Source organism: Planctopirus limnophila DSM 3776, from assembly GCF_000092105.1.
Lineage (GTDB): Bacteria > Planctomycetota > Planctomycetia > Planctomycetales > Planctomycetaceae > Planctopirus > Planctopirus limnophila.
Genome location: NC_014148.1, coordinates 926,745 through 941,447, shown reverse-complemented (window position 1 = coordinate 941,447; position 14,703 = coordinate 926,745). Strand labels below are relative to the sequence as shown.

The window sequence follows — 14,703 nt, the reverse complement described above, 5'->3', positions numbered from 1 at the left end:
GACGAACAATTCCCCTCCTAGAGACAACCATCATGACGGCATTCTTTCTCTCAGAAGGGGACGTTCGATTTGTAGCCGATATGCCTCTGGCATTGGCAGCGGCAGAACAGGCGTTTCAGGAACTGGCGACCGGGCATGCGGTGAACATTCCGCGCAGCCGGGCGTCGATTCCCGGAGTGATTCTCCACAGTATGTCAGCGGCCTCGACCGGGGTGAAGATTCTGGGCACCAAGTCGTACACCACGACAAAGCAAGGTGCCCAGTTCCTGGTCACTTTGTGGGATGCCGAAACGGGAAAGCCTTTATGTGTCATGGAGGCGGATTATCTCGGTCAGCTACGCACCGGGGCGGCCTCAGGACTTTCCTGCAGGTTAATGTCCAATCCTGAATCGCAGTTGGTCGGTTGCTTCGGCTCAGGGCTGCAGGCGCGCACTCAGTTGCAGGCCATCTGCATGAGCCGCCCTATCGAGCGTATTGAAGTCTACTCACGAAACAGTGAGAAGTGTTCGCAGTTTGCCGATGAAGTCTCACAGCTTTGCGATGTCCCGACGATTCCGGTACACAGCCCCGATGATGCTGCCAGTGAGAAGGACATTGTGGTGTGTGCCACCACCAGTAAAAGCCCGGTGTTTCAAGGCGCTTCGTTAACACCCGGCACTCACCTGTGTGTGGTGGGAAGTAATCATCTGTCGCGAGCCGAGATCGATCTGGAAACAATACGCCGCAGTGACTGGATTGCCTGTGATGATCTGGCTGCCTGCCAGAACGAAGCGGGCGATTTTGTCGCAGCGATTGAGGCCGGCTGCCTGGAATGGCAGCGTGTGCAGGAACTGGGGCGAGTGCTGGTGGGTGAACAGACAGGGCGGGCTCACGAAGACGACATCACGCTCTTCAAATCGGTGGGCCTGGCGATACAGGACATTATTCTCGGGACACAGGTTTATATCCGTGCCCGCGAAGAAGGCCTGGGTCAACCACTGCCATTCTGAACGGCAGGTCCGATCGAGAGCGTGCATGCTGGTAGGTGAGCTTAAAGCAACTCTCAAATCGTGCTGTAGAAATATCGCGTGAAGTGAAAGAAGAACGGCGCGGCGAAGCAAAATGAGTCGAGCCGGTCCAGTATTCCGCCATGACCTGCAATGGCCTGCCCCCAGTCTTTAACGCCTCGATCTCGTTTGATGGCAGACATAACGAGACCTCCACCAAAGCCGGCCAGGCAAATCGTGAGAGACATCCCCGCAGCAGCTTGTGGCGAGAATGGGGTCACCCACCAGAGTGCGGTCCCCAGACCAACGGTTAATGCCACTCCACCGATCAATCCTTCCCACGTTTTGGAAGGGCTGACCTTGGGAGCTACGGGATGCTTACCAAACAGTTTCCCGCAAACATACTGCAGTACATCGCTCGCCTCGCAGATGAGAACGAGATAGCAGAGAAGTTTTCCGTCGCGTGTGGGATAGTCAGGTATCTCGAGCATCGTGAGAAGTGCCGGGCCATGACTAAGGCAGTAAACACAGATCATGAGCCCCCATTGGATAATGGCCGTTCTCGTGAGGAAGTTCTGGACATCTCCTGCTGCCGCGCTGCGAATAGGGAGAATGAGGTACACATAGACCGGAATAAAGATTGAAAAAAACGCATACCAGTGGATTCCAAGAATGATGTACTGAATGGGAAGAACCACGAAAAACGCCCAGAACAACGCACGATGATCACCCAGTCGTGTGGGTGTCAGAGTGAGAAATTCGCGGAGTGCCAGTAATGAAAGTAATCCAAACAGCACCACAACCACGATCGGGCCAGAGAGTACTGCTCCCAGAAAAACCAGAATCATGAACCACCAGGCCATGATGCGGGAATTGAGATTTTCAATCGTCTTCGTGGGACCGCATTGCCACCTGAGAATCAATCCCATAAGACTGGCGCAGCCTAACGCTATGAATGTACCGATGATTAAACAGCCGAGTTCGCGATCAGGCCAATTCATTCGCAAAGGTCTCGGCTGGGTGAAGGGGGGCGCTTTCCATTGGTTCGATTAACGTTTGCTGCATTAGCGCGATAATACTTTGTCTGGCGCGATTGAGAAAATCGTGTCTGCCCTCGGATTCGATCCATCCTAACGGTGCTCCAAATGTGGCCCGTGCAATGATTGGTAACGGGATGAACTCACCCTTGGGCAGAATTCGATTCAGGTTTTCGAGGTAGACCGGGATAAATTCCACATGTGGCAAATCGCGGGCGAGGTGGTAAAGCCCACTCTTGAATTCCTGAATCTGTCCATCGGGCGAACGGGTTCCCTCCGGAAAAACGATCACCGAAGCCCCTTCTTCAATGGCCTGCCGAATGAACGTCACCGGATTGTTGCGGGCCGTAGGGAGTTTACGATCAATCAGAATCGCATTCATCACGCGGCTGGCAATAAATCGCCTGAAAGGCCCTGCCGTCCAGTAGTCTTGAGCAGCCACAGGGCGTGTGGTTGCCCGGCAAATTGAAGGAAGCGAGGCCCAGATGGCAGGGGCATCCAGGTGACTGGTGTGATTAGCAAAATAGACGCGAGGCTCGACTGAAGGAAGGCAGCCTTGCCATTCAGCGCGAAGTCCAGTCAGCAGTCGCAGGCATGCGGCAGAAATCTGTTGCATGTTTCTAGACTCCTTCCGGCGGTGAAGATGTGGCTGGTATCGATTTCTTTTCCAGAGGAGCGTTTTCGAGAATCACGGCGATATTTCTCGCCCGACGAAAAATGGTGATCAGGCTCCCCAGGGCGATGATGATCAGTGACCATGTCATGATCCAGCCATGAAGCCATGTTGACACAAAAATTGCTTCCCCCACACAGGCAGTCGTCAGAACTGCCATGCGTTGAGGTTTTGCCATAGGGCCTTCAAAGTGCTGGCCGGCACCTGTGGAAGCACCGAGAGCACGCACATAAGCCGTAATAATTGCCAGAGCAGCAGCCAGCCAGCCGACATCGACCACCCAGGGCATTGCCGAAACAAAATACCCCCCCCCCTGCAAGTGAGAGGGCATCTGAAAATCGATCCGGGATCTCGTTAAACAGTTCGCCGGATCGCGTCGACTTTCCCCCTTCGACAGCGACCATCCCGTCAAAAAGATTGCAGAGCAGCCGACACTGTATACCCAGTGCTGCCATTAAAAGGCAGACAATCTGAAGAGACAGCATTTCGCTTTGTCCACCGAGAATCAGTGCGAGTGCAGCCAGAATAGAGAAGCCAATGCCTGCGACTGAGATCGTGTTCGGTGCAATGTTCCACGTGGTCAACAGATGAGCAAAACGCCCAGCCCAACGCGTCTTGCGAACTTCCAATGGTCTGCGGGAGAGGGGAGGCTCTGTCGGAGGCGATGTGTTCAAAAGACTCTTTCGCCATGCGAGGAACGTTCAATGGTCTCAGCAACAAATCACTTCATGAGGAGACAACTGATCATTGCACAGTGAGAGTCGCTAATGCAAGCTGGATGTACCAGTGCTATGCAATGCCATCGAACTGGCATAGACCACTCAATTATGGTTGTAGTGAAGATTGACCATCATCGATGATCTGCCGCAATCCCTGCAGAGATTGATCGAGCTGAAGTGTGAGTTCCGGGAGAAGGGAACGGGAGGTTTCAAAATCTCCTGCAGCAATCAGTTTCTCGATCCTGGAGGCAGTCGCTTCACAGCGAGTGCAGCCGACGGTCGCCACCAGGCCCTTCAGGCTGTGGGCATGCCGGTGGGCTGATTCGAGATCTTCCTGCGTGAGCGAGGTCTTCAGTTGCCCGAGAACAATCGAGGCATCTGTCATGGTCATTGAGGCGAGTTCTTCTGCCAGATCCCAGAGACCTCCGAGGCGTTCCATCATCGATTTGAAGTCAATTTCGTGGCGATAATCAGTCACGGGATATCCTTAAATCATCTTCCGCATGAATCAACGGCGGGAACTCAACGTGGAGGATCGATGGAGACATTCTTGTCGAGATTGATCCCGAAGGCGGCAATCCGATCACGCACTTTACCGCGTGTGATCCCCAGGATTTCGGCCGCTTTGGATTGATTGGCCTGGCTGGCCTGCAGGACGCGGGTGAGGAGATACTTCTCCATCATTTCCAGAGCTTCGGCATAAAGATTGGTCGAACCGGCCTGGAGCCTGGCTTCAATCAACTGGCCGATGTCCGAGCTTGGCAGTTCGCTCATTCCAGAAGCCTGGGTATGCGTCTGCGGAATCCCATGAGGTATTGGAGCAACACCCGCGATAGACGAGTCCTCCGGAAGTTGCGAAAGAGGTCGCACTCCGGCAGTGGAAGAAGGATCATTGTTGATCGATGCAGGGGTGTTCTCTGGAAAGAAAACTCGGTTCGTAGCTTCACCATGGGGAGCAGCTTTGTAATCGAGAATCGCTACTGGCAGAAAATCCGGAACGATCACGGGCCCCGTACATTTGAGAAGACATTGCCGCACAACACTTTGCAGTTCTCGGATGTTTCCCGGCCAAGGGTAGGCCATCAGCAATGCCAGCGCATCAGGTGAGAGTCCTTCGACATCTGGCTTATCCAACTCACGCCTGGCACGCGAAAAGGAGTATTTGAGGAGCAGTGGAATATCCTCGACACGCTCCCTGAGTGGCGGCAAAGAGATCGTAACGACATTCAGGCGGTAGAACAGATCCGCACGAAAGCGGCCATCCTGTACCATCTGCTCGAGGGGACGATTGGTGGCGGCGACCAGACGGACATTCGTTTCAATGGTGTCGTTGCTGCCCACTCGTTCAAACCGCTGCTCTTGCAGCAAGCGGAGTACTTTGCCCTGCGTTAAGGGGGACATATCGCCCACTTCGTCGAGGAACAACGTACCGCCATTACACTGTTCGAACTTGCCAATGCGGCGGCGATCCGCACTGGTGAAGGCCCCTTTCTCGTGCCCGAACAGTTCAGATTCCAGCAATGTATCTGGCAAGGCAGCGCAGTTGACTGCCATAAACGGACGCGTCGAGCGGCTGCCGAACTGATAGATCGCCCGGGCGACGAGTTCTTTTCCGGTACCACTTTCTCCGCGCACAAGGACTGTGACATTCTGTTGAGCGACACGGCCAATCTCTTTGAAGACTTCGAGCATCCGCGGGCTGCGACCGACAAAAAAATCGCCCTGGTCGCCGGCTTTATCATCATCAGTCACCGAGACCGCTACCGGGACACTCATCAGCCTCCGCGTTTCCAACGCTTTGGAAACAAGTTGCTGTAACTGGGCCAGATGCAAAGGTTTGGCCACATAGTCGTAGGCCCCCATGCTGATGGCACCAATCGCCGATTCGCTGGCGGCATCGGCCGTGATGAAGATGACCGGTAACCGCCGGTCGAGATCTTTGATGCGTTGGAAAAGTTCCATTCCCGAAATTTGCGGGAGCACCAGATCCAAAAGCACGACAGAGGGTTTCAATGTGCGAATGGCTTCGAGGCCAGCCTGTGCCGTCGTGACCCCCTCGACTTGAACGTTTAACGGTTCCAGCGCGCGAGAAATCTGCAACAGAATCGTACGGTCATCATCAATCACCAGCACAGTTGGTGTCACTGTTTTCAAACTTTCCATGGTCGGGGTTTTTGAGGCATCCTGTAAAATCATGTTTAATTTGGAACCATCAATGATGCCCGACAACATTCATCGTTCAGCAGGGCCTCTGATTCATTTTATCAGGACTATGCGCCTGACTACGGATGCGAGGAGATCGTCTTCCCCGTGTGTTGTGACATTTCTGCTCCTGATGTTATCGCAGATGATGAAGCCCCAGATGGGAGGGACTGTGGCTGCGGCTGGATAATTTTCAAAGCTCGTTCAATGACTCGAATGTGGATCAAGCTGGCTTTGAAACTTTCGCCATCAGTAGTGCATGGCCAGGGTTCCTGAGAGTTGATCGTAACGGATTTTCCACGGCTTGTGTGAATCAGCGGATGTTCAGGAACTTCTCCACGGAAGTAACTGGCGGGGAGCGAAACGAGTTCTGTGGGTGGGCCATCGGCAATCGCCAGAAGATTTAATGTGCCATCCAAAGGAGTTGCATTCGCAGCGACTTCCTGGCCACCGCCAGAGTATCTGCCATTGGCCACGAAGAGATTGAGCCACGATTCTCCCTCAATTTTCTGGCCATCAATTTCAATCTGGCCCTCGTAAACCTGCAGGTTGGCCACGACATCCACGACTCCTCTAAGGTAACACAGCGGGCCCCAGCGCGCTTTGATCTCCTCAGTCAGATTTTCGAGGTACTTTCCGGTATTGCCGGCTGTGAACATATTCAGAGCCACCCGCGATTGACCATCGGCCTCAAGTTGCAACAGGTCGCAATCGATGAGGGAACCTTGCTCAATGGCTTCCCAGGCAGCGAGCGGTTCGAGTGGCGAATTCAATGTACGGGCAAAATCATTTCCACTCCCCAATGGGAGTATTCCCAAGGAAAATTCGGGATCGGGAAAAGACTGTTGATGGGCATAAACCCGACCAGCAACCGTACTGGCAGTTCCGTCGCCTCCAGCAGCAATGAAGCACTGAAAACCATCAGCAAACGCCTGCTCGATCAATTGATCCAGCGTTCGCCCGCTCGCAGTGGAATAGAGTCCAATCTCAGAATTCTCTCGAAGCTGCTGTTCCAACTCTCTGGCGTGAGTGATGGATCCGGCGTGTGCATTCCATAGCACTGCTTTGCGAGTCGGGATGGGCATGACCATATCTTTTGTTTGGCTAAAATTCCAAACTTATCGTGCTGTCAGTTTGTGAAGTTCGACTGCAAGGTGCAGTTCAGTCAAAAGCAGGCTCTGGGCGTTCTGTCCTATCAATAGGACAAAATATGCAACGAACATGCCAGAGTGCCATTTTCAGCAGGAATGAGCCAGAAGCAGTCGAATTTGAGTGAGCCATCACACGACTGATCGTTGATCGCTCACTCTGGAGGGTTATCCGCCAGAACCCTCTGCTGCACCGCCGGCAATCAAGCTTAGCCAGCGTGAATGGATGGACTCGCAAAATGAGCGCGTGCCTCCTGGCAATCGCGATGAAGTTGTGCCAGCAACGCCTCTTTATCAGCGAACTTCGTCACCCCGCGAATACGGGCCTGCAGATCGACAGAAAGCATCTGACCATATAAATCGCCGGCAAAGTCGAGAATATGGACTTCAATCTTCGATTCCTGCTCGCCAAACGTGGGGTTGGGCCCAATGTGAATTGCTGCCGGATAGCTTCGATCCAGGCGAACCCGACCCGAGTAAACACCATGAGCAGGAATGAGATTGGGGCATTGAGTGAGATTCGCTGTCGGGAAGCCAATTGTCCGGCCGCGCTGCATCCCTGTACCCACGACACCACTGATCTGATACGGATGCCCGAGCAGATCGACAGCTTCTTTCATCTGGCCTGCACCGAGCAGTGAGCGAATTACACTGGAACTGACCAGTTGATCCGCCACAAGAATCGGCGGGACAATATCCAGCGAAAGCCCGGCTTTCTCGCACAATTGCTTCAGGAGCGTGATATTCCCTTCGCGTTCTCTGCCGAAAAAGAAGTTCGGCCCTTCGATCAATCCACGGGCATCCAAAGTTTCGATAATGATTTGCTGAAAAAAGTCGCTAGCTGAAAGTTTGAGGAGTTCGTGGGTTGTTCGGCAGACCAGCACTTCATCAGCGCCGTAGCGCTTGAGCAATTCGACACGATGCTCTAGCGTCATCAAGCTGGGAGGCGCACCACTCGGTCTGAGAAGTTCCCACGGATGGGGATCAAATGTCATCGCTAAAGCCCTGCCCCCCAGCTCTCGCGCACGCTGAGCAAGCAATGCCATCATGGCCTGATGACCGCGATGAACACCATCGAAGTTTCCAATCGCTACAAAACCGCGACGGCATTCTGGCGTGAAAGAGATCAGTTCTGTGGGCAATTGTGGCAAGTTGTTTGCAGCCAAAAGTCGCCTTTCCCTCATGCCGGTCAATCGACAAGTCAAGCCTGATGCTGAAGAGCTGTCAGGAGTGATGCTCACATAATATACGTTCCGAAAATCATTGGTGTATCGAGAGGCATGAAGACATGCTTGCCCGGAGCTGCAAGCATGGCACATTTGACGCTGCTCAATTCATAGATTCGTATATCATCATTTTAGCCAGGACGAACTCAAACAGTGACTGATTTCATCCGGCGGGAGTCATTCCTGAGGAGAGAGGACTTCCGTCAAGATACGTCCATCGGTTTGCGGGAGTTTGAGTTTCAACAGATGGGCAATGGTGGGAGCCACATCAACATTTCGAACAATCCCCGGGCTGTTTTCTGTGCCAAAACTGGCACCGGTCCGAATACCGCGACCAGCCATAACGAGGATGGCGTTCATTTTCGGATTGGTCGAAAGAAAACCGTGCGTTCCCAGTGTGGTGTCGCTTTCGACAATCGTTTCATCACCTGTGGCGACAGCACTGAAGCCATATCCATCTTTGGCAACGAGAATCAAATCGGCCATGCCGGGATGATCCGCAGGATCTGGCAGACCATAGGTAGCGAATTCCGCAGGTTGCAGAATCGACGAGATGCCTTCGGAGTCTTTGAACAGCTCGACCACTTTCTGCCTGTCGGAAGCTTTTGATTCGGGAACAGTCAGGAAGACCATGGCAATCCCCCCTTCAGGGATGGCGTAGGCCCGGGCAGAATCCACCCGGTTTCCTGATGTCGTCAACAGACCTGCCTGTTTCAATTTGACGTTCGGACGAATCGATTGGGGAATCGAGATAAATCCATGGTCAGCGGTGACAATGATCGTCGTATTCCCGGCATTTCCCGAAGATTCGATCGCGTCCAGAATCCGGCCCAGGCAGGTATCGATGTACGCCACTGCGGCATCGCCACCGGGAGTTCGCGGCCCATATTTGTGATGGACACCATCCACATTCAGAAGATGGATTGTCATGAACTGTGGCATACGGTGGCGAATTATGTAGGTCGCGGCAGCCGTCCACATGTCATCGCGGATTGTTCCGCTGTATTTATAAAAATTCTTGATGAGTTCTTCCGTGAGTATCTGATTCTGCTTGAGGTCGTTGATCAGCCCTGGAGTCGATGATTCGAAGAATTCAGGAACATCGGGCATGTTGTCGTCCACCGACTCGATGTTTCGAGTGCAAGGCCAGTTAATCCCTGCAGTCGCCAGCCCGGCTTGCTTGGCAAAATCGAACAATGTCGGCACAGCAACAAGTTCGCGGCCATCCTTTTTTGCTTCCGTCTTGGGTGGCAAACCCAGGCCCGGTCGTTGCAGGACACCATTGAAGAGGACGCCGTGAGTTGCGGGGTAAACGCCGGTAATCAAGGTTGTATGATTGGGCCAGGTAACCGAAGGATTCGCCACGACCATGCCTTCGGCAGCCACTCCTTGCTGAGCCAGTCTTCTCAGATTCGGCAGCGAAACGGCAGGGTCTCGCAAAAATGTGGCGGGTAACCCATCGAGTGTGATCAGGACGACCGAAGGTTGACCTTTAGCCGGTGCAGGTGCTGTTTTCGCTTGAACGACAGGGCCATCAGCCAGCACAGAAGTCATTAGTCCGGGCAGTAACTGAGAAGCCAGAAAGAGTGCCAGCAGACTCCAGAAGACGCCTCTTAAAGGGAAGCCAATCTCACACGAGCCAAAAGATCTGTGATTGAGTCTCTGCATCGTCTTGAGCTTCACCCTGAAAGTTTGGGAAAGACCGGGAAGCAGGCCTTCCTGCAGATTCACCATTAGTAACGATTCTTGCCGTCAATAACGATTTTTGCCGTCAATAACAATTTTTGAGAGTGGGCAGGAAAATTGCGGCGAGACTGAATCCGGCTGGTAAGACCAATCATTGCGGGAGGAGGGACTCGAACCCACACGCCTTGCGGCACCAGATCCTAAGTCTGGCGCGTCTGCCAATTCCGCCACTCCCGCGAGTCTGGCTGAAGTAGTCTAATTGAATTTTCTTGCCCTGCCAAATCACTTGATTCGCAATTCACGGAACTGCAAGTTCGCGGCAGGCTATCGAAAAGCCGCCAAAATTGGCCTCAGGCCCCCAATTGGCGCCGCAGATCGTCAAGAGCGTCCTTCAGTGCCGACACCTGTGCTTCCAGCGCACTCAGGCGGCTTTTCATCTCTTCGTGAGACTCTTCGAGACGACTGAGTACCGAACCCGGAGCATGTGCAGCAACCACTTGCTGGGTACCATTGCGGTCGCTTTCACTCGGAGAGGCTGGTTCAAACTTGTGAGTGATCGAGGTCGTCGGCTGTTCATCGGCGAGTTGTGCGAGCGGTTCGTGATTTTCACCCGGTGCGTAAAGATTATGATCGACCTCCACGCCACGTCGGTCGAGCGGGCCATTGGCACGAATCCACTGGCGATCTAACAAACCTTTCAGTTGTGTCTTCAACTCGTCTTGAGAATCAATCGCACACATCCGGCTGGCGCGAGTTCTCAACTCTCCCAGTTGCTGACGACCGCGTAACAGGAGTTCCGTGAGTATGGCCAGTTGTGGCTCGCTGATGGAAAGCTTCTGGCGGCAATAGTGCCGATAACGCTCGGTGCGACCCGTCTCGGTCTGAATAAACGCCACCAGCCCCATCTCGCGAAGTTCATCAAGCACCTGATAGACAGCGTCTTCCTCGTAGTTGGAAATCGGCTCTCGATTATTCTTCTGATTGCAACCAGTGACTGTGGCCTTGAGAGTCAGCGGATACTGTTCCGGCGTCGTAATTCCCTTCTCAATCAGCGTGCCGAGAACTCGACGCTGCTTCCTGGAGAGCGACTTGAGGGGAAAAACTTCTGTGTGGGAGGTGTCCATGCCGAAAGCCCTGTCCTCTGGATGTACTGATCAGTTGAAGCTCTTTGAGTATTGCCGCCTTTTTCCCCGTGTGGATGCGAACGTATTCTGACGCAACCTCTGCCCCCTTGCCAACATCAGTCTGCTCACCAACGCACGAGGATTTCAAAGATCCTGACGAGTTTCCAGCAGGTGGAAATCTCCCCTTGACCCTTTGGCGATGTTCGACAACAACCAGTGAGAAAATCTGTCGAGATCGATTGAGGCAGACGTGCAAGGCCCGGCTGAAACGATGGGGCCGCTGGAGGCAACATGCCCAGGTTCTGGCCATTTGCAAATCGTTTGCCTGCTGCATTGCCGCCGACATGCAAGGCCTGGGTGCTGAATGTCATGAGTCGCACCGGGATACGCCTCGGAATGTCGGCTCTCTTTGTTTCTGCGAACGACCCCGCATATGCCGGCGATCAATCGGCTGGGGCCAAAGCCCTGGAAGAACTCGGTTGGGAAGTCACTTATTCCCGTATGGTCAATCAGAAAACTCCTCGACCAATCGTTTCAACGGAACCGGCACCTGCAGTTCTGGCTCATCCAGGTTTTACGCCACCGCACTCTGCTTTGACACCACACTCCGGGGCGATCAATGACCACTTGTTTTGTGACGATTTCGACGAACACCAGAAATTCGATCTGATTGTTCTGCCCCGCGCGATCAATGAAGAGAATCTGCTCTCGCGCCGGTTGCGACTGCAGACCGCCGGGTGGCTGTCACTACTGGCTCCAGGGGGATTTTTTGTGATTCCCCAGCTAGGGATTTCAACACAGCGAGTTTCAACACAGCGAGTTACAACACAGCGAGTTACAACACAGGGAGTTTCGGCAGAGGGAACTTCAGCCGAGAACCATGGTCTGGAGTGTTACCTTCGTCATCTCACCTGCTTTCCCGGGGATGTCCAGATTCTGCAGGAACAGCCACGCTTGCGGGACCTTTTCTCAGCGGGCGGCTGGCGGAAATCTGCACATCGACAACAGCCCTCCACTTCGTTGTCTCCTTTGAAGACACAGGGATTGGAAATCGCCTCCCAGCGAAATCATGCTCATCTGGTGCTGCAGATTCCCCCGATTTCTCACAGCCTGAGTGATTGGGAGAATTACGTCGAGAAAGGCTTACTCACCGAAATGGCGGCCTGTTGTCGTGGCCATCAGCAACTCCATAGTGCAGCGAGTGATCGGCAAAATCGCGTGGCTGCCGGGGCAAGCTCTCCAGAAAAGAGCCCCTTCTTCAATGAGCGTCGCAAGGCTGCCTGATCGAACACAGCTTTTCTCGCAGCCTCTTTGTGGCGACTTGCATGTCGAATCCACTCGGGCTCACTATCATGCGGAGGGTTGCCTGATGGAGCAACTTGACCGATGATGCATGTGCAGACTCTGTTGCGAGATGCTTTTCAGGTTGTGAGAAGCTTCTCGAATTCTCTCAACTGTTTCTCTCAACTGTCGCCAGGAATGATCCTCATGAAGCTGCTGTTGCCTATCATTTTCGCTGTGATGACGGGTTTGTTCTGGGGCACATATGGCCCAGCTGTCGGTTTAGCACGAGAAGCACTTCCGGGAGATAAAAGCCCGTTCAAACCTTACCTGATGATCGGGCTGGCTTATCTCGTCTGGGGTGTGATTGGCGGCGCTGTCGCCATGCGTGCCACAGGGGCCACGTTCACCTACAACGGCGGACAGGCTACCTGGGGCTTTATTGCCGGTTCGCTCGGAGCGTTTGGTGCACTGTCGTTGACGATTGCCATGTTCTCCGGGGGGATGGCAATGCCCCAGGTTGTGATGCCGATTGTCTTCGGCACGGCGGTCTCCGTCAGTGCTATTGTGGCGACATTGACCATTAATAATGTTGAAGTGAATCCGATGCTCTATGTCGGGATTGTGGGGATGGCCATCTGCATTGTGATTGTGGCCTACTTTACACCTCACCCCAAAAAACACGGCCCACCCCCAACTCCTGCAGCACAGGTCACAACTCCCTCGACCAGTCACCCGGCCTGATTGAACTGGGTTGCAGACGATCGTCGTCGAGTGAGCCAGTCTTTGTGGAGCATACCCGCGGATCGATGCAGGCATGCTCCACAGTCTTTTGTGAGGGATCATCGTGACCCCAAATCCTGCAGGGTGGCCCAGACGTGGCTTTGAACGTCTGGGTGACGAAAGTCACAAGAAAGTCCGTGCAAAACTCTACATAAGTTGCTTACGCAGAGAGAAAGACTCTTCGTGCAATGCTTACGGCTCGGAGTGAGGATGCCGGATTTGCGCTTGGTATTGTTCGCCGAAGGAAAAGAACACACGCTTGCTCAGAGCCGCAAGCATGACACGGATTTCCGAAGGTTTTCAACTGCCAAAGATGCCATTTGGCCCGAGATTCAGCTCGAATGGCATCGATAGATGACCCTCAGCAAGCTCACCAGAAACGACCGCTGGGCGAGCCAGCAATGCCACCCAGACGACACACAGGTTGTCCAGCAGACGGTACATAACGGTGCCGACTTTCAGCCAAGGGATTTATCAGGTGGGGGCACGAAAAATCCGCTGGGCGAAGTGGTAGAGATCGCTCTTCCAGACTTTGAAATCGTGGGCACCACCCGGGATCACTCGATAGAGATGAGGCACACTCTCTTCATCGAGTTTTTTGTGGACACCTTCGCTGATGCGAAAGAGGCTGTCCTGATCGCCACAGGCCACGTAAAGCAGCTTGAGCTTCTGCCTCGCTGCCGCGGGATCATCCAGCAGTTCCGCAGGTCGTCTCGTATTGGGAGCTGACGAAAAGCCGCCGACCCACGCAAAGGTATCGAGGTTTTTCAGGCCAATGTTCAACGATTGACCACCACCCATCGACAAGCCGGCCAGTGCTCGGGATTCTCGATCCGATTGGACGGAATAGGCTTTTTCGATCCACGGAATCAGATCGTCGAGCAGATCCTGTTCGAAAGCTGCAAAGGCGGGTGATTGCTTTGGAATCGGATCTCGTGGCCCGACATCCTTAGCCGCCCGGCCATTGGGCAACACCACAATCATGGGCACCAGTTTTCCCTCGGCGTAGAGATTATCAAGAATCACTTCGGGGGTGCCCTGGCGATACCACTCATTCTCATCTCCACCGATACCGTGGAGCAGATAGAGCACGGGGTATTTTTTTTCGGAGGAGTACCCGGGAGGCGTATAGACGCGAGCTTTGCGTTTGACGCCCACCGTTTTCGAATCGTATTCGATGAGTTCGATCTTCCCGTGCTCAATCCCTTCCCGCCGCACATCGTAGCCTTCTGGAGGAGCGGTGAGCCTGGTTTCATCGGCTGTTGAATTCGCAGAGATCGCGAATACCGTGAGCAGAGTCAGAGCCAGATATCGCCAAGTTAACATGTTCATAACGCATCCTCTGGAGAGCCGGGGAAAGTGTGTCAAGTGACCGTTTCAAGGTCTGTATGGAGGTCAGTATTCAGACCAGTGGCCACACATTGAAGCAGCCGGACGAGATCCTGAATTGTGCCGGGGGGAAGTGAGTTCTGAATTTGCTTGCGGATGGGTTCACCAGCCTGCCAGAGCTTTTGAAACAATTTCTCACCCTGCGGAGTCAGTGCGACGGTTCTGGCACGAGCATCGGTGGGATGAGTTTTTCTTTGAATCAACCCCTGCTTTTCGAGCAGCACCAGCATGGCCCGGACAGTACTGGGATCTGAGGGCATCCGCCGCGCCAGTTCGCGCTGGGTAAGAGCTTCGCCGCGATGCAATGTGGCGAGGAGGACAAACTGATCGGCTGTGACACCATATTCGGCAAAGCGATGATCTGATTGCCGATGGAGTGCCAGATAAGCGGCACGCAGCACCATAGGCAGCTGGTCTCTGGCGGTCTTCATCCGATCAGTCTCCACGGT

The 14,703-nt window shown here is 53.8% G+C and carries 14 protein-coding genes and 1 tRNA gene; 3 read left to right on the top strand and 12 right to left on the bottom strand.

From position 1 onward, the window contains the following. The first annotated feature begins 32 nt into the window (after positions 1-32). A complete protein-coding gene (locus PLIM_RS03830; protein WP_013108998.1) occupies positions 33-989 on the top strand; it encodes an ornithine cyclodeaminase family protein in 957 nt (318 codons plus the stop codon). A gap of 53 nt (positions 990-1,042) precedes the next feature. Here PLIM_RS03830 and PLIM_RS03825 read toward each other — a convergent pair whose 3' ends face one another. From PLIM_RS03825 to PLIM_RS03780, 10 genes are all read right to left on the bottom strand, one after another. Beyond that, a complete protein-coding gene (locus PLIM_RS03825) occupies positions 1,043-1,987 on the bottom strand; it encodes a phosphatidate cytidylyltransferase (protein ID WP_013108997.1) in 945 nt (314 codons plus the stop codon). Beyond that, a complete protein-coding gene (locus PLIM_RS03820; protein WP_013108996.1) occupies positions 1,974-2,639 on the bottom strand; it encodes a lysophospholipid acyltransferase family protein in 666 nt (221 codons plus the stop codon). Before PLIM_RS03820 ends, PLIM_RS03825 begins: the two co-directional genes overlap by 14 nt. Positions 2,640-2,643: 4 nt before the next feature. Next, positions 2,644-3,027 carry a hypothetical protein gene (locus tag PLIM_RS24670; RefSeq protein ID WP_230849389.1) on the bottom strand — a complete coding sequence of 128 codons (384 nt, stop codon included), beginning with the start codon at positions 3,025-3,027 and terminating at the stop codon, positions 2,644-2,646. A 494-nt stretch (positions 3,028-3,521) separates the two neighbouring features. Beyond that, on the bottom strand, positions 3,522-3,893 hold the full coding sequence (locus PLIM_RS03810; RefSeq protein WP_013108995.1) for an Hpt domain-containing protein: 372 nt from the start codon (positions 3,891-3,893) through the stop codon (positions 3,522-3,524). 44 nt (positions 3,894-3,937) lie between these two features. After that, complete coding sequence (locus PLIM_RS03805) at positions 3,938-5,578, bottom strand: sigma-54-dependent transcriptional regulator (protein WP_041402860.1); 1,641 nt, start codon at positions 5,576-5,578, stop codon at positions 3,938-3,940. Between the two features lie 119 nt (positions 5,579-5,697). Next, a complete protein-coding gene (locus PLIM_RS03800) occupies positions 5,698-6,702 on the bottom strand; it encodes a diacylglycerol/lipid kinase family protein (protein ID WP_196349524.1) in 1,005 nt (334 codons plus the stop codon). A gap of 272 nt (positions 6,703-6,974) precedes the next feature. Continuing rightward, the gene (locus tag PLIM_RS03795) at positions 6,975-7,931 is read right to left on the bottom strand and encodes a bifunctional riboflavin kinase/FAD synthetase (RefSeq protein ID WP_230849388.1); all 957 of its coding nucleotides are present in this window, start codon (positions 7,929-7,931) and stop codon (positions 6,975-6,977) included. Between the two features lie 237 nt (positions 7,932-8,168). After that, positions 8,169-9,725 carry an alkaline phosphatase family protein gene (locus tag PLIM_RS03790; protein ID WP_052301480.1) on the bottom strand — a complete coding sequence of 519 codons (1,557 nt, stop codon included), beginning with the start codon at positions 9,723-9,725 and terminating at the stop codon, positions 8,169-8,171. Between the two features lie 107 nt (positions 9,726-9,832). Further along, positions 9,833-9,914, bottom strand: a tRNA-Leu gene (locus PLIM_RS03785). Positions 9,915-10,027: 113 nt separating this feature from the next. Beyond that, on the bottom strand, positions 10,028-10,801 hold the full coding sequence (locus PLIM_RS03780) for a YceH family protein (RefSeq protein ID WP_013108990.1): 774 nt from the start codon (positions 10,799-10,801) through the stop codon (positions 10,028-10,030). A gap of 291 nt (positions 10,802-11,092) precedes the next feature. Between PLIM_RS03780 and PLIM_RS03770 the strand changes: the two genes are divergently transcribed. Both PLIM_RS03770 and PLIM_RS03765 read left to right on the top strand, forming a co-directional pair. After that, on the top strand, positions 11,093-12,085 hold the full coding sequence (locus PLIM_RS03770; protein WP_013108989.1) for a hypothetical protein: 993 nt from the start codon (positions 11,093-11,095) through the stop codon (positions 12,083-12,085). A gap of 204 nt (positions 12,086-12,289) precedes the next feature. After that, a complete protein-coding gene (locus PLIM_RS03765) occupies positions 12,290-12,826 on the top strand; it encodes a hypothetical protein (protein ID WP_013108988.1) in 537 nt (178 codons plus the stop codon). A 513-nt stretch (positions 12,827-13,339) separates the two neighbouring features. Here PLIM_RS03765 and PLIM_RS03760 read toward each other — a convergent pair. After that, positions 13,340-14,197, bottom strand: coding sequence for an alpha/beta hydrolase (locus tag PLIM_RS03760; RefSeq protein ID WP_013108986.1), 858 nt, complete (start codon positions 14,195-14,197; stop codon positions 13,340-13,342). Between the two features lie 32 nt (positions 14,198-14,229). Next, the gene (locus PLIM_RS03755) at positions 14,230-14,685 is read right to left on the bottom strand and encodes a MarR family winged helix-turn-helix transcriptional regulator (RefSeq protein ID WP_013108985.1); all 456 of its coding nucleotides are present in this window, start codon (positions 14,683-14,685) and stop codon (positions 14,230-14,232) included. Positions 14,686-14,703: the final 18 nt, after the last annotated feature.